Source organism: Embleya sp. NPDC005971 (assembly GCF_040629175.1).
In the GTDB taxonomy this organism is placed as follows: domain Bacteria; phylum Actinomycetota; class Actinomycetes; order Streptomycetales; family Streptomycetaceae; genus Embleya.
The window spans coordinates 1-24,816 of the sequence record NZ_JBEXUX010000082.1 but is presented as its reverse complement, the minus strand read 5'-3'; the positions used below and the strand labels follow the sequence as shown (position 1 = coordinate 24,816).

Sequence of the window (24,816 nt, the reverse complement as noted above, 5' to 3'; positions counted from 1 at the left end):
CGCGACATCGGCTTCCTGGCCTCGGTGTGCAGGCGCGGAGCCGTTCGAGGAGCACGTGTCCGACCGGTTCGCCGTGAGTCACCGATCGGGTGGGGCCACGACGACAAGGCGATCGCAAACAGATACCGAACACCGCTGACACTTGGTCCTGCGAAATCCGCTGTCAAGTTCACGTCGGCCGGCAGTCTGCGAGAACGGACAGCGGACGTTCGCCAGTTCGGGAGGCAACGGGCATGGCGGGCGAGTCGAAACGCTCACGGGTTTCGACCGCATGACTGGCACTGCGAAGCCGTTGATGGAGGTGCTCGTGGCCGAGGTCGCCGAGTGACTAACGTTCCCTGCCATGACGAGGACCACGCCCCCGCGCCCCATCGATGTCGAGGCGCTCTTCCCGGAGCTTGCCGCCTATCGGGGCACGACCACACGGCTCCACCCGCGTCCGGGCAGCCCGCAGATTTCGGCCGGCTCGGTGGGTGGTCCGATGTTGTGGCCGGCGAACGAGCCGTGGCCGGTGTGCAGTGAGGCACATAGCCGCGGGCGCGGCCAGCGCCCGGTCGACATCCACCGCTACCGGCGGGTACTGGCCACCGCGTGGGCCCGCAACCGGGCCCCCGACCCGGAGGAACGGGAACTGCTGAAGGCGCTGCACCGCGAGCACCGGATCTCCGAGGCATCGGAAACGGATCCGCTGCCGATGATCGGCCTGGCCCAGCTGTATCGACGGGATGTCCCGGACCTCCCGACCGGGCCGGGCGGCTGCGATCTGCTCCAGGTTTTCTGGTGCCCCTTCAAGGCCCACGGCCCGGACCGGTACGACCTGGCCCTGCACCTGCGCTGGCGGCGGTCGTCAGAGGTTGGCGAGGTGCTGACATTGCAGCCGCAGCCTCCGGTCGTCGAATCGGAAGGGTTCGTTCCCGAGCCCTGCGTCCTGCACCCGGAGCAGGTGGTCACCTACCCGTTCGCCGACCCCGACTTCCTGCCCGAGGATCTGTGCGCCCGGATCGAAGCCTGGGACGCAGCCCAGGAGGAGGCCGAGCAATCGACCGACGAGAGCGCCGCCGGGCCGACCGGCTACCAGTACGACCTGTCCATCCCGCCCGGCTGGCGCGTCGGCGGCTTCGCCTCCTGGCACGCCACCGACCCATACCCCATGGATTGCCGGACCTGCGGAACACCGATGCGTCTCCTGCTGACCATCGACAGCTTGGAGTGGGACGGCGGCAGCCGCAGCTGGAAGCCGCTGGAAGACCGCCTGCCCGCCCACCGGTGCGCCATGCCCACCGAGGTGACCGCCGGCCGCTTCGGCGAACTCAACGTCTTCGCCTGCCCCACCACTCCCGACCATCCGCACCGCTGGAGCATCCAGTAGCTCGGGGACGACGGCCCCGTGCCCGGTTCGGCACTCCGCCCATCGGCGAGCACGGGTGCTGTCGGATCACCACCCAACGCCCCCGCATCGGCGAACTCCATCGTGAGATCCGCGACTTGGAACCGCGTGGAGCGAGGATGCCGTCCAGCGGATCACCACCGAGAACACCACCTCAACCAGCAGCTCCGCCGGATCACCGCCCGCAAACCGCACCCCTCGACGAGCGACTCAAGGCCGTGATCGCTGCAGAGCCAGTCCACGACCATGCACCATCCGTACGCGCGGGAAGTGTTCGCACGGGGGCGCGCCCCCCGGAAACCCCGGGGGGAAACGAGTCGCCGTCCGGCGGTGGTTTCGGCTGTCCGGGCGGGCGTCGCGAGGGCCGAGCGACGTGATGGTTGGTCCATTGGGGTGACCCGACGCCGACCCGGCCCTCGGGGCGTGTGGGAGCCGGCAGGTTGGGAGCGTGTCCCCCGGGCCGCAAGGGCCCGGGCGTCGAATCGAAAGGCAGCAACCCATGAGGCTCCGCACGTCGTTGGGCACCGCGTTCGCCGCGGCGACCCTGGTCCTGGGCACCGGCGCGGTCACCGCCCACGCGGCTCCCTCCGGGGACGAGATCGAGTACGAGGTCGTCGACGAGGCCACCGGCCAGACCACCACCGGCACCGCCACCCCCTCTCCGCTTCCCGCGCAGGCACCCACCGCGAAGGCCAGTGGTTGTTCGGGGGAGTCGTTCTCCGGCCGACGCGCCACGATCACCTGCAACTACCCGAACTGGTACGGCTACCTCGGCTGCAGCAACGGCAACTTCTACAGGAGCCCGAACAAGCACGGGAAGGCCACGATCAGGTTCGTCTGCCCGCCGAACACCACGGCCAGGAGCATCGCCATCTACACGTACTGAGCCCGGGCCCGTCGTCGAACACCTCGGCCCACCTCGCGCACGCCCCACCACAGCGGATACGCCGGGCGACAGGAGCAGGGCCCGCCGGGTCGGGCGCCCGTCGTGGAGGCCGTCGAGGGCGCCGATGCGGGCGGGGTGTTCGGCAGTGCGCAGCATCGGGCCGGCCCGTTGCCACAGGTCCGTCAGGAAGGGTGTAGGGGCGGCCGGCGGCGATGCAGGCGCATTCCTGGTCGGTGATGCCACGTACCGCGGACAGGGCCGCGCGCACGCCCCAGGTTCCGCTGGTGGTTCGTTCGAGGGTGTGGCCGGGGTGGGAGTGGTTGACGTCGACGGGCAGGATCGGCACGCCGCTTGGCGTTCGACGGCCCCGATCGGCGCGTTCACGAACTCGCCAGTCGGCCCCGCCGGGCACCGACTCGCACGGTGGAACGTCCCGCGGGGCCTCTGGCGTCGTCATCGGGGGGAACAAGAGCGATCAGGGTTGAGTCGACGCTTTCACCTGTACGGGTACCGAAGTACGTCGGGAATGCTACGGCTTGTAGGTGTTGCCGCCCGTATCCTTGACGGACTTGCACGTGCGGCCGGTGTCCGTCCCCGAGGAAACGGCCGGCGCCTTCTTGTTGTAGTAGTTCACGCTGTAGGTGTTGCCCGAGAACGTGTTTCCACCGCTTCCGCAGATGTTTGCCCTCGGGAACGCCCAGTAGGTGAACATCCCGTGGTTGCCGTTCCCTCGGATCTTCCCCTCGAAGTCGCGGCCCTTCTTGAACACGTTGTTTTGGACCTTGTTGCCGCTGCTGCCGTCGCTGGCGCGGACCGGGTCGCCGGAGACGACCTGGAAGGTGTTTCCCTTCACCAGATTCCCGTTGCTCCCCGGGGTCTTCTGTGTCTGGTTGAAGGCGAGATAGACACCGTGGGTGTTCCCCGGGACTTCCTTGTTCTCGAGATTGACGAACCGGTTGTTGGTGATCTTGGCCTTCGAAACGTAGTTCAGGTGTATGCCGGCGTAGCCGTTGCCACCCTTGACCCAGGCATTGCCGATTTCCTTGAAGGTGATCCCGTTGACCACCAGCCCTTTGACCGGTCCGTCCTGCTTGGTTCCCGTGGCCTTGATCCCGCCGTCGCCGTAGCGCTGCACGGTGTATGGCCCCTGGAAGTTCAGTTTCGGCGACTTCGGACCGACCTTCGTCCAGTACCCGTCCTTGGCCGCCCGCCCGTCGAAGGTGACGGGTCCCGTCCCCGGCTGAGCCTTGACGGTGACGATCCCGGACGCGATGCCCGGCGCCCACTCGACCCCGGCATCCGTGTAGGTGCCGCCGCGGAGCATGATCGTCGCGTTCTTCGGGTGCCTGGCCTCGAGCACAACCTGGGCGTCACGCAGGGACCTGACCGGACTCTGCGCAGTCAGGCCGGTTTTCCCGGCCGTCCGCGGAAGCGAATCCCCCGAAAGGTCGGCCGGCGACAACCCGCCGGGGTCGACGTAAACGGTGACATCCTCGCCTCCTGCCGGGGCCGCCAGTGCCTCCGGCCCGCTCGGAACCAGGATCATCACGGCCGCTGCCAGGCCCGGCAGAGCAATGCGTGAGTGTTTGCGCATGGGCGTTCCTCTGCGTTCAAAGGTCATGTGAGGCACGAGGGAGAAGTCCATCGCTGCCGCTCGTCCTGCCGAGGACGCTGCCGTGTTCACACCACCACCCGCAAGCACTTCACCCCGTTCGGGACTGTTCGGGACTGTCCCGGACGGCCCGTCCACTCCGATGCCGAGGCGGCGCGGAGGCGGCGCCGGGGCGTCCTGCCGGCGCACTCGCTGCCGCCGCTCGCGGTGGCCGTGCTCACCGGATTGTCGTCGCCACCGCGGGCGACGGCGAACAGGCCGTGCGTCTGGCCCGCAGCACCGCACCCGACGTCGTGGTCATGGACATCCGCATGCCCCGCCAGGACGGGCTGTCCGCCGCCGCGCAGATCACCGCCGACCCCGAGCTGGATGGCACCCGCGTGCTGATCCTGACCACCTTCGAGACCGACGACTACATCACCCGCGCCCTGCGCGCGGGGTTCAGCGGATTCCTCGGCAAGGGCGTCCGCCCCGCCGAGTTCCTCGCCGCCATCCGCACCGTCGCAGCCGGCGACATGGTGCTCTCCCCGCTCGGCACCCACACGGTGGTCACGCGCTACCTCGCCGTTGCCGGCCCTGACCGCCCCCTCGCCACCTCGCGCGAGATGGACCAGCTCACCCCCCGCGAGCAGGAGGTCCTGCTGTGCGTGGCCGAGGGCCTGACCAACGACGAGATCGCCGAGCGCCTGTTCGTCAGCCCGCTCACCGTCCGCACCTTCGTCCAGCGCATCATGCACAAGCTCGGCGCCCATCACCGCGCGCAGCTCGTCGCCCTCGCCTGCCGGACCGGTTTCGCCCGCGTGCCGCAGCCGCCCCCCGCCCGCCCGCGCCCCGGCCCGGCGCCGTAGCGCGCCGCGCCGCATGCCGGCGCGGGGACGGGGAATGGCCGCGCTCGGCGTCGCGGTCCGCGTCCAACGCGCCGGCAACCACGTCCTCACCCGCCCCCTCCTCCTCACCGAGGATTGGGCGGCGAACAGCTGGGACGCCTGGCAAGGCTCCGTCCTGCGCGACGCATGGCGCACCTTCGCGCACTGAACATCCCACCCGCCCGGGGATCGCGGACCCCGCCGCCGAACCCGACACGCCGGCCCGAACGCGCGTGTACGAGGCGGCACTTCCCCGCGTAACACCCCGGCGAACCTTGCGTCGACACAGGTGGTCAGTGGACGCAGATGTGGGGTGCCGCGGCGCCTGCGGCGGGGGGCCTGCTCGCGGCGGCGGCACGCGCCACCTCGTCCAGCAGGTGCAGGCGTTCCCGGCGGTCCACGTAGCGGCCCCCGACCAGGACGGAGTCGATCCGCTGCGTGTTACGGATGTCGGCGCGTGGGTCGGCGTCCAGGACCAACAGGTCGGCGCGGTCGGCGGGCAGCGCGAGCATGCGGGCGGCCGCGGTGGTCGCGGCGGTGAGGACGTCCCGGTCGGGCACTCCCGCCTCGGAGAGCAGTTCCAGTTCGTGGTGCAGGGAGAAGCCGGGGACCGCGTAACCGGTACCGGTGTCGGTGCCTGCGATCAACTGCACGCCGGCCCGGTGGAGTTCGCCGACCAGCCGGAGCCGGTGCGCGTAGATCTCACGGAGGTGGGCGATGTCGCGCGCGGTACGACCGGCCGTCAGGGCGGCCCACGTGGGCTCCCACTCGTCGGTCATCCAGGTGGGCAGGTAGCGCATCTCCGCCGGGTCGACCGCAAGTTGGTCGGTGCGCTCCAGGCAATGATGAACGGTCAGAGTCGGCACGACACACGTCCCGTTGGCCGCCAGCCGATCGAAAAGGGCCCGTGTACGGCCGACGTCGAAGCTGCGAATCGCCTGCAATTCCAGCGGGTGCACCTGCCGGAACCAACTCGCGTAGCGATCGAGACTGGAACCGAGACCGGGATCGATGCGGATCCTCGCGATGGCCCGCCTTATCTCGTCCTCTCGCGAGGACGTGGCGAGCGTCAGCGCGTGGAGATGCTCGATGGACTGTTGCCCGGCATCACTCGCGCGCGCCATGGGCACCACGTCCGGGCAGTGGCCCGCGTAACGCAGTCCCTGGCGACGGGATTCGTCGGCGATCGCCTCGTACGCCTCGCGGTCGAGCCGGGAGTACACCTTGACGAAGTCGGCGCCTTCGGCCTTCGCCTCGCGTACCGCGCGGCGTGCGGACAACGCGTCGGCGACCTCGACGACTTTGCCGACCTCGCCGGCCCAGATCGAGGGCCGCCCGTCGATGATCGAACTCGCGATCACCCAGCGGGGACCGAGGAGTCGGCCCGCGCGGACCTCGTCCCGCCATGCGTGGTGCAGGGGTTTGCCCCACATCTCGCGAACCGCGGTCACGCCGTTGAGCGGGAACAGGGGCGGCATTACGCTCTCGGGCCCGTCGTTGTGCACATGGGCCTCGACGAGGCCGCCCGGGACGATGTACTTGCCGGTCAGGTCGTAGGTCGTCGTCCCGCGCGGGATCTCGATCTCGGCCGAACGGCCGGTGCGAACGATGCGGCCGTCCCGGACGAGGACGGTCCGATCGGGGCCCACACCGAGGATGGTGGCGTGGGCGAGGGCGATGGTGCCGCCGGGGGGCCGACCGGAATCGGCCTCCGTGGCCGCTGCGGCCGGGACGGCGGACAGGAACGCGGCGCCGGTCACGGCGGCCGAGGCGGCGAGTGTCTCGCGTCGAGTGGGCATGACAACACAGTGCTACGAGGCGATCCCTTCGACCATGGCGCCAAGTGGAGAATCGGGGTGGGGACTGCCCCACCCCCGGGAACGAGGGCGGCACCGTCCGGACAACGCATCAACGGACGGCTCCCAGCACGGCCTCACACAGCGCGACATCCACGGAATCCGCCGGGAGAAGCCGATCGGCCCCGATCAGCAGGCCCGTCGCCTCCGGGCGGATGTCGTAGAAATCGGCGCACTCCTTGAGCCCCATTCCCGTCCTGATGATCCCGAAGGCTCGACAGGTCGTGACATCGAAGTCGCCTGCCTGCCACCAGAGTCCGTCCATCATGTACATCGCATCGACTTCGTCGAGCAACGCCCCATCCCGTACAAAAGGAAATCCCGCGTTCGCGTCGACGAACGGGGTGGTGCTGCGCGCCTTGGCCCGCAGCACCACCCCGCCTCATGCCGTAGACCGTCAGGCGGTCGGGGCCAGCTCGGCGGCGTGGTCGACCGCCCACTGCGCGAGCGTGCGGCCCTTCTTCCCGGTCACCTGCTCGAACGTGGGTGAGACCGACGGGGGTTCCTCGGCGTATTCGGCCTGGTAGCCCAGGATGAACTCGGCGATCTCCGCCGGGAATCCGACCTCGAGGTAGGCGCGGCGGGCCTGACCGTACGTCAGTCCCTCGAACGCGATCGCGCGGCCGAGCCCGGCGCCGATCGCCTGCGCTTGCTCCCGGTGGGTGAGGGCCTCCGGCCCGGTCAGGTCGTACGCCCGGCCCGCGTGGCCGTCCCGCGTCAGGGCGATCACTGCGACGTCGGCGATGTCGGCCTCGTGGATCGGCACGCCGATGCCGTCGGGGTAGGCGTTGCGGACCATGCTCTCGTTGCGGATGGACTCGCCCCAGACGTCGAGCTTGTTGACGGCGAACTCGCCCGGCCGCACGTGGGTCCAGGCCACCTGGCACTTCTCGACGACCTGTTCCACCGCGTGGAGCGTGTCGTAGTGGCCGCCTCGTCCGGTCGTGACGGCAGAGCTGGTCAGGGTCACGATCCGGGCGATCCCGGCCGCCACGGCACGGCCGACCAGGGCTTGCGCCAGGTCGGCCGCGTGCGCCGGGTCGAAGATGCCCGCGACGAGGAACACACTCCCCACCCCGTCGAACGCCAGGTCGCCCGAACTGTTCAGGTCGCCGTTGACGACGTCGACACCCTTGGGCAGCCCGGCGGTCTCCGGAGTGCGGGTGAGCGCCCGGACGGGCCGTCCGGCCGCGACGAGCCGAGCGACCACGTGCCTGCCCACGGTGCCGGTCGCTCCGGTCACGAGGATGGTCATGGAGAACCCCTGTTTGTGGGAAACGAACGATGGATGCGGGCCCGCTGCCGAGGACGGTAGGACAAGTCCGGAAGCCCTCGCACATGGGAACGTTCCCGCAGGGGCCTGGACAGCCGTTCCACGCAGCGGCGTCATGACCGACGTTCCGGCGGCCGGGCGTCTCGCTCCGCCGCGACGGCTTCCACTCCCCTGGTCCGCCGTTCCCGGATGGGGAACCACGATCAAAGATCGCCATCATCGTCGCGGGCATCCTCGGCTACTTCGCCAAATGGGAGAAGGACAGTTTCTTCGCCGAACTCAACGGCCTACTAAGGCAGTTGATCCTTCAGCGGAAAGGACGCGATGTGACATGAAATCTCCGCGTGCACCCGGGACCAGGGGTTTACCTCGATCCCGAAACGATGGCCGGTGGCGCGAACCTACGGATGGCTCATGCTCCACCGCCGACTCGCCCGCGACTACGAGGCCCTGCCCGCCCGCTCCGAAGCCATGATCCAACTCGCCATGACCGACCTCATGGCCCGCCGCCTCACCGGCGAGACCACCATTTCCCGGCGCGACCCAACACAACGCGATGAACACCATATTCAAGGATGACCCGACGGGAGAAAAAGACCTCTTGCACGCAACCGAGTCCCCACCTCGACCAAGGCGGACAACACCATCCCCGGAATCGTAACGATCTGAGCGTTCGAGGCGTCTGATCCCCGTGGGAGGATGGCCACATGATTGACCCTGCGGACATCGATCTGGCCGAATTTCTGACCACTTGGCACGGACCTCCGACCAAGTGCGCGATAACTATTCCTAGCTCTTTCGACTGGCTACCGTCGTCGCTACGAGGATGGCATAGCATAACCTCGCAATGGGATGCGCGGCTCACATTTATGACTAATATGGTTTCTCTTGAGAGAATTAAGGTTGCCGACGACGGCATGGCTATTTTTATGCTGGATCCTACCGGTGACTGGCGCTGGTGCTTCGATCCGGCGGAGCCGGATACCGTTCTCGGCGCAGAAGAGTACGAGGTCTGGAAGCGAATTCCAGAGCCGTTTGCCGAGTTTCTAGTGCATTGTGCAGTGAAAGACGTATTTTATGGCACTGGCGCCACAATGCGAGCCTTTGCAGTCCAGGAAGAAGCCCTGTCCGAAATTCTCCGACCTCTGGAGGAAATAGCGTTCGCCGAATGGCAGTGGCCGAGCCCAGGCTACCGAAATTTCATGGGAGAAAATTTGCTTGTAGAGATTGTTCGATCCAAGCTTGGAACTGGATGGCAAGTGAAAACGGCAGCGACCGACTTCGACCGCCTGTCTGTCTTCGAAAATACTGCAGAAGTTCATTGGAGGAAGTAGATTTCATAGAGATTCATGCATAAGGACGGATGCCGGATAGGTCACTGGGATACGCCGACATCCCGTCATGTTTCGTTGGTAGCGCCCAGGAACCAGTTCGCCCCAAGGCATGAATGGGACGGACGAGCGCATCGAGGGTTCAGGCAAGAGCGAACGTAGTGAACCAGACAGGTTCGAAGCGTGCCGCCTCCTGCGGGTCGCAGCCACAACATGCCGGACCGGCACGCACGTTGGGGCGGAGTGCATAGTGTGGCCATGGGTCGATACGTGGGTTCGGCACGTCTTGAATGGTGGGCAAATCAGTCGATCTGCCTCGCCGAGTATGGGATCGACATCACCGTTACGGTCGGCACTCCATTTGCGCTGGACGCGACTCGGCGTGAGGGCTGGGACTTCCTCGTGGAGATGGATCCCACTTCTCGCTCGCATTTCCCGGCGAGGATCGCGGCCGCCTCCTGGTGCGGGTCGAGGAGGCACAGGATGGAGCACTCATCCTCACGGAGACACGAGGGTGGGGATGGTTCCGTGACCATCACGTTCGACCTCACCTGAGGTCGGCCCCGGAGCCGGGCGCGGTGAGCCCGACTCGCGCCTGGAACGCGGCCGTCGCCAGGTCGGGCGGGGTGGTCGTCGGGAGTACCTCCCTCAGGGCAAGGCCCGGGTCCGGTCGCCGGGGCCCGGCAGCAGGCACACAGGAGGGCGGCGACCGTGTTCTCCCACGGTTCCGTGGGGGTGCCGGTGTCGATCATGGCGCGGGCCTGTTCATCGAGGCCGCGTTCCACCAGCGAAATGATCGTGATCTGGCGGCCGTCGAGCAGCCGGTTGCCGACGCCGCGCGGTCATGGTTGCAGCGGCGTCGGTCCGGCGGCCGAGGCGAGGCGTCCCGCGTCGGCGAAGGCGCGGTGCTGTTGCCGGCGCAGGTGGGCCGCGAGGTCGGGCAGCCCGACGTCGGAGGCGATCAGCGCTGCGTAGTCGAGGACTCCGCCGGCGCGGGCCACCAGGTCACGGTGGCCCGCGTCGGCGGGCGGGACGGCCGGCGCGGTGAGTGCGGTGACGCGCTCGGGCACTTCCGAAGCCGATCAGCTCGTGAATTTGCCGTCGGGGAATGCGGTGGCAGGAAGCTTGCCGCGGGGTGCGGAGGCGTCTGCGGTACCCAGGCACCGTCCGCTGTCGAACAGTCCGAGTTCGTAGTGCACGGTGTGCTCGTCGTGTCCGCTGACGGCGATCCCGATGTCATAAGTGCCGGGGTAGTGCACCTCGCCAAGATAGGTCACGCGGTAGCGCCAGGGGAGGTACCGGGGGAGCTTCCTGGCGGCGCCCTCTCCCAGCAGGTCGTGCGCGTGGGACGCGATCGCCTCGTCGTACCAGCCGACTTGGGCGATGTAGTTGACATGCCGGTTGAGGTCGACGTCCCCGACGCGGGCATGGACGGTGGCAGCGGCCGGGGAGTACTGCCGCTCGCGGCGCGGCGGATCGGGTTGCGACGCCACTGCTGCATCCGTTCCCGGCAGTCGCAACTCCGCGAGGTCGGCGCGCAGTTCGTCCGGCAAGGTGAGCGGTCCGGACTTGTCGGCGAGCACGATGGTGGCCCCGGCTGTGGCGACGAGTCGTCCGTCGATGAACATGCCCTGCCCGTAGGCGTAGGAGGTCCGGCCGATCGCCCGGATTCCGGTGCCGATCCGGCTGGTGGCATCGAAGGTGCCGAACGGCGTCCACCGCTCGACGTCCTGGCCAACCAGCAGAATGCGGAAGGGCCCGAACCCGCCGTCGGCCAGAAGCTTGTCGAAGCGGGGGAAGCGCAGGCCGATGCGGGGATGCTCGAACAGACGGGCCAGTGCCACTGTGCTCGTCGTGCCGTCCGGGGCGAGGTCGCCGAACCGTTGCGTAACTTGCCGGCGGTCGGGAAAGTCGGCCTCGGCCATGAGCGCGGCGGAATGTTCGTCGATGATCAACGTTGTTCCCTTCAGGGTTGTCACCAGGCCGAGGACAGGGACCGCAGACCGTGGCTCAGCACGCGGTGCTTGAAGTCGGGGGTGACGGCGGGATCGGCGAGGCGCAGCCCGGGGAACCGCCGCAGCAACGCCGGAGGAGCCGGCTGTAGTTCGAGGCGCGCCGGCGTCGCGCCGAGGCAGTGGTGAATTCCGTGGCCGATAGCCGGGTGCGGGCAGCGGGCGCGGGTGACGTCGCGGGCGGGCCGGCGGCCGCCATCGCGTCGAGGTACTCGTCGACGATCCCCTGGAACCGCGGGGCCGGCGCCTGGGCCCGCCGGACCGTGAAGGTCGCGGTCAGCAGCCGCCGGTGGGTGTGCTCGGGTGGATCCGGCATCGGCAGTCGCCCGGCACGGCGGTGTTTCATCTCTTCGTCGTCCACGCCCTCGGCCGCCGAGCCGGGTGACGGGCACATCGCGTCGAGCCGGAGCCGCGCGGCACGACTGTGCACGGCCCGGACATCGGCGTAGCGGCTGAAGAGGGTGGCCTCGTGCCCCGGCGGCGAGCGCACCCGGTAGACCGCGCCGGAGTCACGCCGGCTCCGCCCGCCCGGGTCGATGTCGAGCCCGTTCCGCAGGGCGGCCGGCTCGGGCAGAACCGCGTTCGACCGGTTCCGTCGAGCGCATCGCTCAGGACGTTGCCCCCGGGCGGCTCCGGGGCGGTGGGCTCGGGCAGTCCTTTCACGGGCTCATTGAACCTTGTTGCACGCGGTGCGTGCAACATCGTGTGCAACATCGCGCTCGCCGCCTGATGGAGCGCTCACTCCGCTCGACTAGACTGCCGCCATGCGTCAGCGGTGGAGCGAACAGACCATCCTGGATGCCGCCGTGGAGCTGCTCTCTTGCTCCGAAGGCGACGACTTGTTCAGCATGCGCAAACTGGCTGCCGCACTGGGTACCGACTCCTCCAGCCTGTACCGCCACTTCCGCAACCGCACCGAGCTGATGCTCGCGATCGTGGACCATGTGCTGGTCCAGGCCATGCGCGGCTACCGGCGGCAGGGAACCTGGCGTGCGCGGCTGGTCGACCTGACTCTGCGCTCATGGGATGCGTACGCCGCGCTGCCGCAGCTGGCGAAGGACACCGGCCACTATCCGGGCAGCGGACCCGGCAGCCGGCTGGTGATCGAGGAGACCCTGCAGGCTCTCGGCGACGCCGGGGTGCCCGAGGAACTCGTCCCCGAGTGGTACCACCGGCTGGTGACCTTGTCCGTGTCCCTGATCTCCACGCACGCGGCCGGCCAGTCCTGCGGCCCGACCGAGCAAAAGCGGAGACTGGAAACCTTCCGGGTGATCACGCTGGGCGCCGATCCGGCGGACTTTCCCGCGCTGGCCCACTACAGCCGCCGCATCGAACCCGTCGGTTTCACCCGCGAGAGCTTCCTCGCCACAGTGGAGCTGGTGCTGGACGCGGTGCCGGCGCACCAGGAACGAAACGGCACCCGGCCCAGCAGCCCGGAAGGTTCGTGAGGTAACAGCCCTCGGGCTCGTGCGCCTACTCTGCCGGGCAGTCCGCCGGGTGAAAGGCCCGCCGACCACCCACGCCGCCGCACACTCGCCATCGACGCCCTGGCACGGCGTTGCAATACCACGCCAAGCGCCCTCGGAGAAGGCGTCGCCCGTCGAAGGCCCATCGTTTCGCCCCGTGGCGAGGCGTGCCTTGTCGTCGGGGGAGGCCGGTTCGCGGCCTCGCCCCGACATGGGCTCGGTTCACTTCCTCGGGTCGGCTGTTGCACCTGCTGCGGTGTTTGCGACCGGGTTCACGAAGTCGCTTCGGATGCTTCCGCATCGTCGGGGAGTGGTTCGCTGAACGCGTGGATGACACCGAGGTAGGCGCTCGCTTGGGCGCTCCAGCCGTTGCGATCCGTCCGTTCGGGAATGTCGGGATGGGTGCGTGAGCGCAGGAGGTAGCCCACGGACAACGCCTCGACGGCCCAGATGAGGTCCTCCATGCTGCGGTCGGGTCGGAGCCGGCGGCGGGCGTAGCGCAGTAGGACGCTCAAGAGGTGATCGGTCTCGTCGACGTAGCGCTCATTGGCTCCGGCTTGGGCATCACGCACCATGTCGACAGGGGCCAGAGCTCCTAGGCCGAGTGCCAGGTACAGCTCCGGGGATGCGCTCGTCCACCGGAAGTCGGCCTCGCTGATCTGACGGAAGATCTCCTCGGGTGCCTCTCCGTCGGCGACCAGCCCGAATGCGAGGGCTTCGATCTGCCGTGCCCCCGGGGTGGCGATCTTGTCCATCACATGGCGCATCAGTTCCAGTTGGAAAGCGGCCTGGTCCGACCAGATCTGGTAGAACGCCCCGGTCGTCAGCTTCCTGCCGTCGGGGTTGCGTCGATTCACCTCGACGAGAACGTCCGCCATGCGAATGTCCGCCAACGGGTTGTGGGGACTCGATGCCGTGGGACGGGTTCGCTCGATGGCGAGGTTCGCCGCTGCGGCCAGCAGCAGAGCGCGGGTCTCCTCGCGGGGTCGATGCCGGCGTTGAGCGGGCGGGGGGTTGGTCGAGCGCGTGCGCGTCGGCTCGGTCGCATCGTCTTCAGGAGTGTCCACCATGCGATAATCGTACCCTGCGTTCGGAGATCGTAAGTTACTTACGATCCGGGAATGGCCCCGCCGGCGGACGCGCGGGCGCTCGCCCCCGGCGCCGCGAGTATCGCCGAGCGCGGTCGCCCCCTCGCCGAGTGCGACGGCCGGGCCCGCCCGAGGGTATCGAGTCGGTCGTCGCGGCCGGCCGTCGGTCGAGTTCCCGGCCGCCGGGCGCGGGCGGATCGGGTGGGCGCCCGACGTGACGAACGAGTCCGTCGGGCAGCGGACTCCGAGCCGAGTCCGCCCTCGACGCAGCGAATCGCCGCATGGACCCGGGGCTCGAAGGCGAGGGAAACGCCGGAGCCGAGCGGCCGGGTGGCGTCGGACCGCGTCTCTCGACGGATGGTGACCCCTGTCGCCGTGCGGACTTCCGTCGAATCCCTCGCGAAGGGCTGGCGCTCCGCATATCCAAGGTTCATAATATTTCTATGATCCTCGTGAGATTGATACACAACTCGGCGGCTGCGGTGTTCCGACGGCAAGGGGCACCCGTCGCCCGGCGGACGACCGGAGTCCCCGCATGACCGGGCACGTCGACAACTTCATCAACGGGGTCCGCAGCACCGCGCCCGGCCGACTGTCCCTGATCGACCCCCGCACCGGTGGGATCCACGGCTCCAGCGTGCTTTCGCGCGACGCCGAGGTGGACGCCGCCTTCGACGCGGCGCGCACGGCCTTCGCGTCGTGGCGGCGCACGGCACCGGGAGAGCGTCAGGTCGCGCTGCTGGCGATCGCGGCCGAGATGGAGGCCCGGGCGGACGAATTCGTTGCCGCCGAATGCGGGGACACCGGCAAACCGACGGAACTCTTCCGGTCCGAGGAACTGTTGCCGATCATCGACCAGCTCAGGTTCTTCGCCGGCGCGGCGCGCATGTTGGAGGGACGCGCGGCGGCGGAGTACGTGCCCGGCCACACGTCCCTGATCCGCCGCGAGCCCGTCGGCGTGATCGCTTCGATCGCGCCGTGGAACTACCCGCTGATGACCGCGGTCTGGAAGCTGGCGCCGGCCGTCGCGGCCGGCAACACGGTGGTCTTCAAACCGGACGCGGCCACTCCTTCCAGTGCGCTGCTGCTCGCCGAGATCTGCGGACGGCATCTGCCGCCCGGCTGCGTGAACCTGGTCTGCGGGGACCGGGAGACCGGCAAGCTGGTGGCCGGTCACCCGCACGCGGACATGGTCGCCATCACCGGATCGACCAGGGCCGGCACCGAAGTGGTTCGCGCCGCCGCCGACGACGTGCGCCGGACCCACCTCGAACTGGGCGGCAACAGCCCGGTCCTGGTGTTCGCCGACGCGGATGTGGCCGGTTGCGCGGAGCTGATCGCCGGCGCCGCCTTCTACAACGCCGGCCAGGACTGCACCGCGCCGTCGCGCGTCCTGGCGCATGCCGACATCCACGACGATCTGGTACGGGAACTGGTCGAGCACGCCCGATCGTTCGCCCTGATCGACCCGGCCGATGCCCGGGACGGCCGGAGCCCGCTGATCAGCCGATCCCAGTTGCAACGGGTGTCGGGACTCGTCGAGCGTCGCGGCGCCACCACCCGGATCCTGACCGGCGGAAGGGCGGAGGATGGTCCCGGCTTCTTCTTTCCGCCGACGGTTGTCACCGGAGTCGGCCAGAGCGACGAACTCGTCCAGGAGGAGATCTTCGGCCCCGTGCTGACCGTACAGACCTTCACCGACGAGGAGGAGGCGATCGAGCTGGCCAACGACGTCCGCCACGGGCTGGCGTCCAGCGTGTGGACGCGTGACGTCGGTCGCGCCATGCGCGTCACCGCCGCGCTCGACTTCGGCATCACCTGGGTCAACACCCACGTCACGACGGCGGCCGAGATGCCGCACGGGGGCTTCAAACAGACCGGTGAGGGCAAGGACCTGTCCCTCTACGGTCTGGAGGCGTACACCCGGATCAAGCATGTGATGCTCTCGTGGACGTGAGCCCCGACATCCTGGAGTTGTTTCCCGAGGGGACGACGGTCGAGGAGGGCCGCGGTCTGATCGTCGGCGGCGTCGCCCTGTCCGACGTGGCCGACGAGTACTCGACGCCCGCCTACGTCGTCGACGAGGCCGGCCTGCGCGCACGGATACGACGTTTCCGGCAGGCGCTGAGCGCGAACGCGGCATGGGGGACAACATGGAGGTCGCCCTCTACGGGCAGCGGTTCGAGGCCACCGTGATCGACCGGGTCGGCGGCGGCGAACGGGTCGACCTCGTCGGGCGGCACTGCGAGTCCGGCGACCGGCTCGGCTCCGGTGTGCCGCTGCGGTCGCCACGGACCGGCGACGTCATCGCCGTCCCGGTGACCGGAGCGTATTGCTACACGATGGCGAACAACTACAACGGAGCGCTCAAGGCACCGGTCGTCTTCTGCGCCGACGGGAAGGCACGCGAGGTCGTTCGTCGCGAGACGCTCGCGGATCTCTTCGCCCGCGACATGTCCTGCCCGGCGCCTTGAGGGTCCGCAGAGGGTGGACGGGATGCGGGGCCATCCAGGGTCGTCCGCCCCGGGGGATGCGGACGACCCATTCCCACCCGCTCGGTGCGCGGTCGATGGCAGGAATCGACCGGTTGCACGGCCGGCTCGAACCGGTCGTCGGGAACCCGTGCCGCGGTCGATCCCCGGCACGGCAGACACGGTGTTCGAAGCATGAAGGCGCCTCGACCGGCCCTACCTCATGACTTACGTATCTGGTAAATTACTTACGGATCTGAGCGAAGGAGTTCCCATGCTCACGCCTGACACCGACTACGGCCCTACGGTCACCGAACGTGTCGATGCGATGGAACTGCTCCACAGCGCCGACCTGAGCCCGGACGGCACACTCGTCGCCTGGTCCGTCTCCCGCATCGAGGGAGACGTGGTGCGGCACAGCCTGTGCCTGAGCCGTGTGGCCGAGCCTCGTGCGGCTACCGTCGCCGTGGCGTTCGGCGACGGGGCGCATACCCCCAGCTTCTCGCCGGACGGCAGTCGGCTGGCGTTCCTTTCCGGCGACGGCCCGGTCACGCACATGGTCCTCGTCCGGCTCGCGGACGCACCCGACTTCGACTTCGAGGTGCTCGTCGACCCGGCGGAACCGAACCGTTGCGTCTCGGAGAAGCCGGTGTGGAGTCCCGACGGCCGCCGCATCGCCTACGCCGCGACGCTGCGGACACGTGTGCCGGAAGCGCCGTATCGGATCACCCGGGCGATCGGTTGGGTGGACGGGCTGGACCTCGTCGACGACGTCACCGCCGACATCTTCGTCTACGACCTCGGCACCCGGACGCACACGCGGCTCACCGACGACGCCTGGGTCAACAGCCGGCCGACGTGGCTGGCGTCGCCCGGGCGGCCGGGCGCCGGCGCGACGGAAGCGGAATCGGGGCAGGCCGGAACCGCACGCATCGCCTTCCTCGCCGGATGCGGACCGGAGGAATGGCAACAGGGCACCGCCGCCGTTCGCTCCGTCGCGGCCGACGGGTCCGGCACGGTCACCGAGCACATGCGGGAACTCGACCTCTTCTCCCTCGCGGCATCGGGCGACGGCCGGATCGCGGTGACCTCCTCCGGCGCCGCATCGCACTCGCTGGGTCGATTGTTCCTCGTGGACCCGGCCGACGACTCCGCGGCGGCATCCCAGTCGTGGCGCCTGACCGATCGCGGCGCCGGCCTGAGTGTGGATCTCAACGGCGATGTACTGGGCGACGTGGCCATCCCGTTCGTGGACCCCGACCCGAGACTGCTTCTTCACGCGGGCGACGCTCTCCTGCGGGTGCACGTCGAGGACCGCCTGGAGGTGCACCGCGTCGCACTCGAGGGCGAACCTCGTACGACTCCGGTGCTGGCCGGTCCGGGCTGCTTCTATCCGCTGGCGGTGGCCGGGCAGCGCCTGCTGTACGCCACCGGCACCCTCACCAGCCCGCCCGACCTCTGGGTCCGCGACATGGACACGGGCGAGGACTCGCGGATCAGCGACACCGCGACCCGCAATCGGGCCTGCACCGTCCCGTGCACGGTCACCGAATTCCGAGTCCGTGCGAAGGACGGCCCGCCGGTGCAAGGCAAGCTCCTGCGACCCGCCGACGCCGTCGGAGCACTGCCGACCGTGCTGCTCATTCACGGCGGCCCCAAATCGGCCTACGGGGAGGTCTACGTCACCGACGCCCACATCCTGTGTGGTGCGGGCTTCGGGGTGCTCATGGTCAATCCCCGCGGCTCGCGCGGCTACGGCGTGGAATTCGCCGACGCCATCATCGGAGCCTGGGGCCACGACGACCTGGACGACCTGATGGCGGCGGTGGACTTCGCGGTGGACGAGGGCTGGGCCGACCCCGCCCGCCTCGGGGTCGCCGGGCTGTCGTACGGCGGGTACATGTCCAGCTGGATCGTCGGCCACACCGACCGGTTCAAGGCCGCCGTCATCGAGAACCCGGTGACCGATTTCTCCAGCCTGTACGGAACGAGCGACATCGGGCTCGGTTTTCTGCCCGATGTACTGGGCGCACTGCCCGAGACGGACCCCGACCGCTACCGGAAACTCTCACCGATCACCACGGCCCACACCTGCACCACTCCGACGTTGTTGATCCAGGGCGAACGCGACCATCGCTGCCCTCCCGAGCAGAGCAAGCAGTTCTACTCGGTGCTGCGGCGCGCCGGGTGCGTCGCCGAGATGCTGATGTTGCCGGACGCCTCCCACGAAGGATCGATCTCGGGCCCGGTGCCGGTGCGACGAGCACAGAACGAGGCGCTGGTCGACTGGATGGTGCGTCACGTAAAGGAGAGCAACCCCGCTCGGCGCGACGCTGCGGGCGCACCCGGCGACGAAGCCTGACGGCGCCGGCTCCGATGCGCCTCGCCCCCGTGTCGGGCGCCGCGGTGGCGATCCGAGGGCCGCAACGGACGCACCTCGTGCCTTGTGCCATGTGCCTTGTGCCTTGTGAAGAAGGTGTCGCGTTCGCGGGAGACGCGGCCCTCGGCGCCGTTCCCGGTCGCCCCTCGCCGACCCGTTCCCGAACGAGGGCGACGGTCGTCCCGGCGACTCGGGCCGAGGGCGCGCCCCGTCCCCCGACCGGCCTCCGGCCATCGCAACGATGCCGGGATCGGCGATGGGAGCCGGGCGACGAGGTCGGGATTCGGCGCCCGGGTTGTAAGACGAGGCCGCAAGGGGTTGTGCGGCGCGTCGCACCGACGACGATCGTCGCCCGCCCGACGGTGCAGCCCGGTCCGGATCTTCGGTAGCCGCCGCTCGGCCCGCAACAAACCAAGCGGCAGCGCAATCGTGTTCATCGGAGTTGTCCCGGCCTTCCGGAATTTCGGTTCCTGACATACCGCCTTCTCGGCCGCGCCGCCGGCCGTCCCGCCCCCGGTCCGCCCACGAAGGGTGGGTCCGTGGGCCGGCCACAGAGCCGGCTGCCGGTGCGGTCCAACCCGGTCGAGACGGTCGTCGAGGCCGACGACCGTCTCGCCGGCGGGCCCGAGTGCGCCGGGCGCGCAGCAGGGTACGGAAGCACTAGATATGACCGCTTTGCGTACCTCTAGACGGCCGCTACGCACCCGCCGTAGACTCCGGAAACCCCAGTTGCTAGAAAATTTATGAAACTGCGAGGGAATTTATGTCGCTATTCAAGGCCACGGCGTGCGTCGCGATGCTGACGGCCACGATGCTTCTGAGCGGGTGCGTCTCCGACAACTCGACCTCGCCCGGATCCGCCTCGGCGCCCCCCAAGCGGGGCGGGTCGATCACGATGTCGCTCAGCACCGCGATCGACACGTGGAACCCGCAGGAGGCCCTGTCGTCACAGAGCTTCAACGTCTACTCACAGGTGTACGCGTCGCTCCTGCGCTCCACTCCGGACGGCAAGACCCTCCTGCCGGCGCTGGCCTCGTCCTACCAGGCGGATCCGGCGGCCAAGACCCTGACCTTCACCCTGGACCCCGCCGCGAAGTTCAGCGACGGCAGACAGGTCACGTCCGCCGACGTGAAATTCTCGGAAGGACTGTGGAGCACGGGTCAGCTGTACGGCAGCTACTTCTCCTCCATCACGTCCGTGGAGACGCCCACCCCGCAGACCGTGGTCTTCAGGCTGTCCCAACCCGACACGACGCTGCCCGCGATCCTGTCGACCGCCAACGCCGCAATCTTCCCCGACAACTACGGCGGCCGGACCGCGGCCGACTTCTGGAAGAAGCCCACGGGGGCCGGTCCGTTCGGCATCGACAATCAGGCCGTGGGACGGTCCATCAGCCTCACCCGCAATCCCCACTACTACCGGGCCGGTCTGCCCTACCTCGACGGGGTCGAATACAAGGTCGTCACGGACGCTTACCAGCGACTGCTGCAGTTCCACAGCGGCTCCCTGGACGTAGTCAACGACGTGGAACTCGCCACGGCCCTCCAGTACCAGCAGGACAAGATCGTCAGCGCGCCGTCGTCCGGTGTCAGCGTCCTCACCATGAACACGAAGTCGGGGCCCCTGGGCAACGTCGATCTCCGGAAGGCGATCGCACTGGCCATCGACTACCGCAAACTCGTCGCCGGCGGTTACGCGGACCAGGCGACCGTGGCGACGTCGCTGCTGCCGCAAAACGTCCCCGGGGTCACCCCGTGCCCCACGTGCGCCTGGTCCACCACCGATGTGGCGGCCGCCAAGAACCTGGTCGGCACGTCCGGCTACACGGGCCAGAACCTCAAGCTGCTCGCGCCCAGCAGCACCGCGGAGGAACTCGCGGCTCAGGCACTGGTCCCGATGCTGGCCCAGGTGGGCATCAACGCCACCGTCGTCCCGCTCCCGACCTCTTCCCTGATCGACAGGCTCGGCAAGGGTGACTTCCAGCTCGCGATGATCACCTACAGCGCGCTCGCGCCCAGCCCGATCGACCCCCTCGGCTTTCTCGCATCGACCGGCGTCGTGTTCTCCCAGTCCGACCCCGGACCGGCGAACGCGGCACTGTCGGGAGTCCACGCGGCGAGCAACCCCGCCGAGGTCACCACCGCCGTGCACGCCTTCGAAAAGTCCGCCAACGCAAGCGACGCCGTGATCCCGCTGGCCGTCCCGAACGCGCTCCAGGCGGTCGCCGGCCGGGTACGGGGATTCCTTCCGGCGCCCTACCTGGCCTACTGCGCCGACGAATTGAGCGTCGAGAACCGATGACCGCGTCCCGCATCGTCAACGGAAAGGAGGGAGTTTCGTGACAGCGCTGAGATTTCTGCTCGCCCGGCTCCTCCAGTTGATGCTCGTGCTGCTCGCGGTCACGCTGGTGGTGTTCGTGCTGACCCAGGTCGCGCCGGGCGACGCGGCCCGGCTCCGCCTCGGTCCGCGGGCCTCGGACGAGGCGGTGAGCGAGCTGCGCCATCAACTGGGGCTCGATCGCAGCCTGCCGCACCAGTACCTGGCCTATCTGAATCGAGTGCTGCACGGCGACCTGGGAACATCGATCGACGGCCGGAGCGTCACCGACGTCATCGGCCAAGGCATCGGCGACACGTTGTGGCTGCTGCTCGGCACATTGGTGCTCGCGGTGTCGGCGGCACTCGTGCTGGCGTGGACCGCCGCCTGGTTCCGGGACCGATTCATCGACCACGCGATACGGCTGGGCATTCTGCTCGCGCTGTTCCTGCCGGCGTTCTGGGTGGGATTCCTGCTCATCAGGCTGGTGGCCATGCCCACCGGGTGGTTCCCGGTCTCGGGACTGGGGTCGGACCCGACGGAACTGGTCGAATCGCTGGTGCTGCCCTCCGTGACCGGAGCGGTGATCCTCACCCCCGTCCTCGTGCGAAGTCTCAGGTCGAGCCTGATCGACGTGCTCGACTCCGAGTACATCGCGGTCGCCCGCTCACTCGGGGTGGGGGGAAGCGCCCTGATCGTCCGGCACGTGCTGCGCAACGCACTCGGCCCGGTCCTGACGCTGCTCGCGCTGAACGTCGGCTACCTCTTCTTCGGCGTCGTCATCCTCGAGGCCACCTTCGACATTCCGGGCCTGGGCAGCGCGCTGGTCGACGCGTCCGCCAAACGCGACGTCTACGTGGTCCAGGGCATCACGCTGGTCTTCGCCACGGGAGTCGTGGTCGCCAACGTCCTCGGCGAGACGATCGTCTCGCTGCTCGATCCGAGAACGGTGAGCGCATGAGCGACCTGTCCCTGATCAAGGACGACAAGGAACACACGATACGGTCACGCCCGCGCGGCAACGGCAAGCTGGCCGCCGGGGCGGTCATCTTCGGACTGTTCGTCCTGGCCGCGGTCTTCGCGCCCCTGATCACCACGGGAGACCCGGCCGAACAGGATCTGTTGAACCGGCTCGCCTCTCCCTCGCCCGCGCATCTGCTCGGCACCGACCAACTCGGCCGTGACGAATGGACCCGGCTGGTCTACGCGATCCGGGTCGACCTGCGCGTGGCACTACTCGCCTCATTCATCCCGGCGGTCCTGGGCAGCCTCATCGGGATCGTCGCGGGCCTCGGCGCCAAGTGGCTGGACACCGCGATCATGCGTATCTCCGACGTCGTCGTCTCGCTCCCGCTGTTCATCTTCTTCATCGCACTGGTCGGGCTGCTCGGCCCCGGCGAGGGATTCCTCTTCCTCGGGCCCGGCGAGTTGCCGCTCATCATCGGTTTCACCCTCATCTCCTGGGTCGTGTACGCGCGCCTGATGCGCGCCGAGGTACGGCGGGTCCGCTCCATGGACTACGTCCGCGCCGCGCGGTCGGGAGGCCTGCCTCGATGGCGGGTGATCGCCTGGCACATCCTGCCGAACGTGATCGGGCAGAGCATCGTCTACTTCTTCGTCGACATCGGACTGGCCGTCGTGGCGATCTCGACGCTGTCCTTCCTGGGCGTCGGCATACCCGTCGGAACCCCCGAATGGGGCGCAATGATCCAGTCCGCCCGCACCGTCATGCAAACCAACTGGTGGTTGATCGCCGCGCCCGGAGCCGCGATCGCGCTGGCCGGAATGGGCCTGGCCCTGATCGGGGACGGCCTGGACGATCGGATCAAATCATGACCGGCACCGAACCCGTGATCGAGATCGCGAACCTGGCGATCGCCGCCGCCGGGCGCGACGGCGCCACCCTGGTGGACGACGTGTCCCTGCACGTCGACGCCGGTGAATGCCTCGGGATCGTGGGCGAGTCCGGATCGGGCAAGAGCCTCACGCTGCGCTCCGTGCTGGGCCTGCTGCCGCCCGCGCTGGTGCGAACCCGGGGAACCATGCGGTTCCGCGGCCGGGAGGACGAGGAGCCGCGGTCCGTCGACCCGCGCGACCTGCGCGGCCACGGAGTCTCGATGGTCTTCCAGGAACCGATGAGCTCGTTGAACCCGACGATGCGCATCGGTGACCTGGTCGCCGCCGGTCCCCGCGCCCGGGGCGTGTCGCGCCGCGCCGCGGCCGACCAGGCGTTGCGCCTGCTGCGCGAAGTCGGCGTGCCGAACCCGGAGCAACGGGTCCGGGCATGGCCGCACCAACTCTCGGGGGGCCTGCGGCAACGGGTGATGATCGCGATGGCGCTGTCGGTGGAGCCTCGGCTGCTCCTGTGCGACGAACCGACGACCGCGTTGGACACCACCGTCCAGGACCAGATCCTGACGCTCGTCGAACGCCTGCGGGCCGAGCGGGGCCTGGCCCTGATCTTCGTCAGCCACGACCTGTCGGTCATCGCACGCATCGCGGACCGCACCGCCGTGATGTACGCCGGCCGCATCATCGAACAGGGACCGACGCGTGCCCTGATCGACGATCCCCGCCACCCTTACACCCACGGACTCATCGAGTCGATGCCGCAGCTGCACGGCCCGCCGGTACGGCTGAAGGCCATCAGCGGATCCCCGCCGACCGCCGGTCGACTGCCCTCGGGCTGTCGCTTCGCCCCGCGTTGCCCGTTCGTCGTGGATGCCTGCCGGGAAGCCGACCCGCCCCTGTTGAACATCGGCCCGGACCGAGCCGGCGCGTGTCTGCGGCAGGCCGAGTTGAATCTTGGAGAACAGGCATGAGTGCGCTCATCGAACTGGACGACATCGAGGTCCACTTCAAGGTCCGGGCCCGGCGATCCGCGGCACCGCAGACGCTGCGGGCCGTCGACGGCGTCAGCCTCGCCGTCGAGCGTTCCCGGTGCCTGGGCGTGGTCGGCGAATCCGGCTGCGGCAAGTCGACGCTGGCCGGCGTACTCGTCGGGCTGACGGAACCGACGGCCGGACGGGTCCGCTACGACGGCAGGGACATCGGCGCCCGGCGTTCCAAGGACTTGCGCCGCAACATCCAGATGGTCTTCCAGGACCCGGTCGCGTCGCTCAACCCCCGTCGACGGGTCCGCTCCGTACTGGCCGAACTCATCGACTATCACGATCTCGTCCCGGATGCCGGGATGGCCTCCGCCCTCGACTCGCTCATGGAGATGGTCAACCTGCCCCCGCGCGTCCTGGAGGCACGGCCGCGCGAACTGTCGGGGGGACAACGCCAACGAGTCGCCATCGCACGCGCCCTCGCGGTCCAACCCGAAGTGTTGGTCGCCGACGAGGCGGTATCGGCCCTGGACGTCTCCGCCCAGGCCACCGTGGTCAACCTCCTGGCCGACCTGCGCGCCGAACTCGGGCTGACGATCGTCTTCATCTCGCACGACCTGGGCATCGTGCGAACGCTCTGTGACCGGGTCGCGGTGATGTACGCGGGCCGCGTGGTGGAAGAGGGCGCGGCCGAGACCATCTTCACCGCAGCCGAGCACCCCTACACCCGGGCTTTGCTACGGGCCGCGCCGGACCTGTACCGACCTGGCACGGCGTGAGGTTCACCGGCGCCGGAAGGCGACCCCACCGGGCCCTCGACATGAACACCGATGGTGCCTTCCGGTCCGGATGCCCCGAGGCCGAGAGCGCCTTCTCGTCGGCCCCGCCGCCGCACCTCGGGAGTGGATCGCACCGGATCGCCTGAATCCACGCGGCCCATTGACCGCCCGCGGCCGAAGTCGGGGGGGGGGGCCGGCCCCCCCCGCCCCCCCCCCCCCCCCACCCCCCCCCCCCCCCCCCCCCCCCCCGGCCAGGTAGTT

23 protein-coding genes and 2 pseudogenes are annotated in these 24,816 nt (G+C 69.0%); 16 read left to right on the top strand and 9 right to left on the bottom strand.

Annotated elements, in window-relative coordinates; translation table 11 throughout:
- The first annotated feature begins 343 nt into the window (after nt 1-343).
- Nucleotides 344-1,369, top strand: a complete 1,026-nt coding sequence (locus ABZ374_RS42015) for a hypothetical protein (RefSeq protein WP_360322675.1) — start codon at nt 344-346, stop codon at nt 1,367-1,369.
- A 517-nt stretch (nt 1,370-1,886) separates the two neighbouring features.
- Nucleotides 1,887-2,273 carry a hypothetical protein gene (locus ABZ374_RS42010; protein WP_360322673.1) on the top strand — a complete coding sequence of 129 codons (387 nt, stop codon included), beginning with the start codon at nt 1,887-1,889 and terminating at the stop codon, nt 2,271-2,273.
- On the opposite strand, the gene ABZ374_RS42005 is transcribed toward ABZ374_RS42010, so the two are convergent.
- Both ABZ374_RS42005 and ABZ374_RS42000 read right to left on the bottom strand, forming a co-directional pair.
- Nucleotides 2,215-2,730: a hypothetical protein gene (locus tag ABZ374_RS42005; protein ID WP_360322671.1), complete on the bottom strand. Its 516-nt coding sequence runs from the start codon at nt 2,728-2,730 to the stop codon at nt 2,215-2,217. The two genes, ABZ374_RS42010 and ABZ374_RS42005, sit on opposite strands and share 59 nt — an antisense overlap.
- A 72-nt stretch (nt 2,731-2,802) precedes the next feature.
- Nucleotides 2,803-3,867, bottom strand: coding sequence for a hypothetical protein (locus ABZ374_RS42000; protein ID WP_360322709.1), 1,065 nt, complete (start codon nt 3,865-3,867; stop codon nt 2,803-2,805).
- On the opposite strand from ABZ374_RS42000, the gene ABZ374_RS41995 reads away from it, so the two are divergent.
- Together ABZ374_RS41995 and ABZ374_RS41990 are read left to right on the top strand one after the other, a co-directional pair.
- On the top strand, nt 3,789-4,733 hold the full coding sequence (locus tag ABZ374_RS41995; RefSeq protein WP_360322669.1) for a response regulator transcription factor: 945 nt from the start codon (nt 3,789-3,791) through the stop codon (nt 4,731-4,733). The genes ABZ374_RS42000 and ABZ374_RS41995 overlap by 79 nt on opposite strands.
- A 13-nt stretch (nt 4,734-4,746) precedes the next feature.
- The gene (locus ABZ374_RS41990; protein WP_360322667.1) at nt 4,747-4,920 is read left to right on the top strand and encodes a hypothetical protein; all 174 of its coding nucleotides are present in this window, start codon (nt 4,747-4,749) and stop codon (nt 4,918-4,920) included.
- 124 nt (nt 4,921-5,044) lie between these two features.
- On the opposite strand, the gene ABZ374_RS41985 is transcribed toward ABZ374_RS41990, so the two are convergent.
- From ABZ374_RS41985 to ABZ374_RS41975, 3 genes are all read right to left on the bottom strand, one after another.
- Nucleotides 5,045-6,550, bottom strand: a complete 1,506-nt coding sequence (locus ABZ374_RS41985; protein ID WP_360322665.1) for a hypothetical protein — start codon at nt 6,548-6,550, stop codon at nt 5,045-5,047.
- A gap of 109 nt (nt 6,551-6,659) precedes the next feature.
- Nucleotides 6,660-6,983, bottom strand: coding sequence for a hypothetical protein (locus ABZ374_RS41980; RefSeq protein WP_360322663.1), 324 nt, complete (start codon nt 6,981-6,983; stop codon nt 6,660-6,662).
- Between the two features lie 21 nt (nt 6,984-7,004).
- Nucleotides 7,005-7,862, bottom strand: coding sequence for an NAD(P)H-binding protein (locus tag ABZ374_RS41975; protein ID WP_360322661.1), 858 nt, complete (start codon nt 7,860-7,862; stop codon nt 7,005-7,007).
- Between the two features lie 375 nt (nt 7,863-8,237).
- Between ABZ374_RS41975 and ABZ374_RS41970 the strand changes: the two are divergent.
- A pseudogene (locus ABZ374_RS41970) lies at nt 8,238-8,459 on the top strand (IS5/IS1182 family transposase); the annotation flags it as partial.
- Nucleotides 8,460-8,587: 128 nt separating this feature from the next.
- Nucleotides 8,588-9,214 carry a hypothetical protein gene (locus ABZ374_RS41965; protein ID WP_360322660.1) on the top strand — a complete coding sequence of 209 codons (627 nt, stop codon included), beginning with the start codon at nt 8,588-8,590 and terminating at the stop codon, nt 9,212-9,214.
- Between the two features lie 839 nt (nt 9,215-10,053).
- Here the strand turns inward: ABZ374_RS41965 and ABZ374_RS41960 are convergent.
- The 3 genes and pseudogenes from ABZ374_RS41960 to ABZ374_RS41950 form a co-directional block, all read right to left on the bottom strand.
- The gene (locus tag ABZ374_RS41960; protein WP_360322658.1) at nt 10,054-10,281 is read right to left on the bottom strand and encodes a hypothetical protein; all 228 of its coding nucleotides are present in this window, start codon (nt 10,279-10,281) and stop codon (nt 10,054-10,056) included.
- A gap of 12 nt (nt 10,282-10,293) precedes the next feature.
- On the bottom strand, nt 10,294-11,190 hold the full coding sequence (locus ABZ374_RS41955; RefSeq protein ID WP_360322656.1) for a hypothetical protein: 897 nt from the start codon (nt 11,188-11,190) through the stop codon (nt 10,294-10,296).
- Nucleotides 11,187-11,399, bottom strand: a pseudogene (locus ABZ374_RS41950) (cytochrome P450); the annotation flags it as partial. The pseudogene ABZ374_RS41950 and the gene ABZ374_RS41955, both read right to left, overlap by 4 nt.
- Nucleotides 11,400-11,987: 588 nt before the next feature.
- Between ABZ374_RS41950 and ABZ374_RS41945 the strand changes: the two are divergent.
- Nucleotides 11,988-12,671, top strand: a complete 684-nt coding sequence (locus ABZ374_RS41945) for a helix-turn-helix domain-containing protein (protein ID WP_360322654.1) — start codon at nt 11,988-11,990, stop codon at nt 12,669-12,671.
- Between the two features lie 290 nt (nt 12,672-12,961).
- Here ABZ374_RS41945 and ABZ374_RS41940 read toward each other — a convergent pair whose 3' ends face one another.
- The gene (locus ABZ374_RS41940) at nt 12,962-13,759 is read right to left on the bottom strand and encodes a hypothetical protein (protein WP_360322652.1); all 798 of its coding nucleotides are present in this window, start codon (nt 13,757-13,759) and stop codon (nt 12,962-12,964) included.
- Between the two features lie 553 nt (nt 13,760-14,312).
- On the opposite strand from ABZ374_RS41940, the gene ABZ374_RS41935 reads away from it, so the two are divergent.
- The 9 genes from ABZ374_RS41935 (at nt 14,313) to ABZ374_RS41895 (ending at nt 24,555) form a co-directional block, all read left to right on the top strand.
- Entirely contained in the window at nt 14,313-15,734 is a 1,422-nt protein-coding gene (locus ABZ374_RS41935) for an aminobutyraldehyde dehydrogenase (protein WP_360322650.1), read from the top strand.
- Complete coding sequence (locus ABZ374_RS41930; RefSeq protein WP_360322648.1) at nt 15,725-15,973, top strand: hypothetical protein; 249 nt, start codon at nt 15,725-15,727, stop codon at nt 15,971-15,973. Before ABZ374_RS41935 ends, ABZ374_RS41930 begins: the two co-directional genes overlap by 10 nt.
- Entirely contained in the window at nt 15,931-16,251 is a 321-nt protein-coding gene (locus tag ABZ374_RS41925; RefSeq protein ID WP_360322646.1) for a hypothetical protein, read from the top strand. Before ABZ374_RS41930 ends, ABZ374_RS41925 begins: the two co-directional genes overlap by 43 nt.
- 220 nt (nt 16,252-16,471) lie before the next feature.
- On the top strand, nt 16,472-18,610 hold the full coding sequence (locus ABZ374_RS41920; RefSeq protein ID WP_360322644.1) for a S9 family peptidase: 2,139 nt from the start codon (nt 16,472-16,474) through the stop codon (nt 18,608-18,610).
- A gap of 781 nt (nt 18,611-19,391) precedes the next feature.
- Nucleotides 19,392-20,930 (top strand): ABC transporter substrate-binding protein, encoded by a 1,539-nt coding sequence (locus ABZ374_RS41915; RefSeq protein WP_360322642.1) that lies wholly within the window; start codon nt 19,392-19,394, stop codon nt 20,928-20,930.
- A 37-nt stretch (nt 20,931-20,967) separates the two neighbouring features.
- Complete coding sequence (locus ABZ374_RS41910; protein WP_360322640.1) at nt 20,968-21,906, top strand: ABC transporter permease; 939 nt, start codon at nt 20,968-20,970, stop codon at nt 21,904-21,906.
- Nucleotides 21,903-22,781: an ABC transporter permease gene (locus ABZ374_RS41905; protein WP_360322638.1), complete on the top strand. Its 879-nt coding sequence runs from the start codon at nt 21,903-21,905 to the stop codon at nt 22,779-22,781. Before ABZ374_RS41910 ends, ABZ374_RS41905 begins: the two co-directional genes overlap by 4 nt.
- On the top strand, nt 22,778-23,767 hold the full coding sequence (locus tag ABZ374_RS41900; protein ID WP_360322636.1) for an ABC transporter ATP-binding protein: 990 nt from the start codon (nt 22,778-22,780) through the stop codon (nt 23,765-23,767). The genes ABZ374_RS41905 and ABZ374_RS41900 overlap by 4 nt, the downstream gene beginning before the upstream one ends.
- Nucleotides 23,764-24,555 (top strand): ATP-binding cassette domain-containing protein, encoded by a 792-nt coding sequence (locus ABZ374_RS41895; RefSeq protein WP_360322634.1) that lies wholly within the window; start codon nt 23,764-23,766, stop codon nt 24,553-24,555. Before ABZ374_RS41900 ends, ABZ374_RS41895 begins: the two co-directional genes overlap by 4 nt.
- Nucleotides 24,556-24,816: the final 261 nt, after the last annotated feature.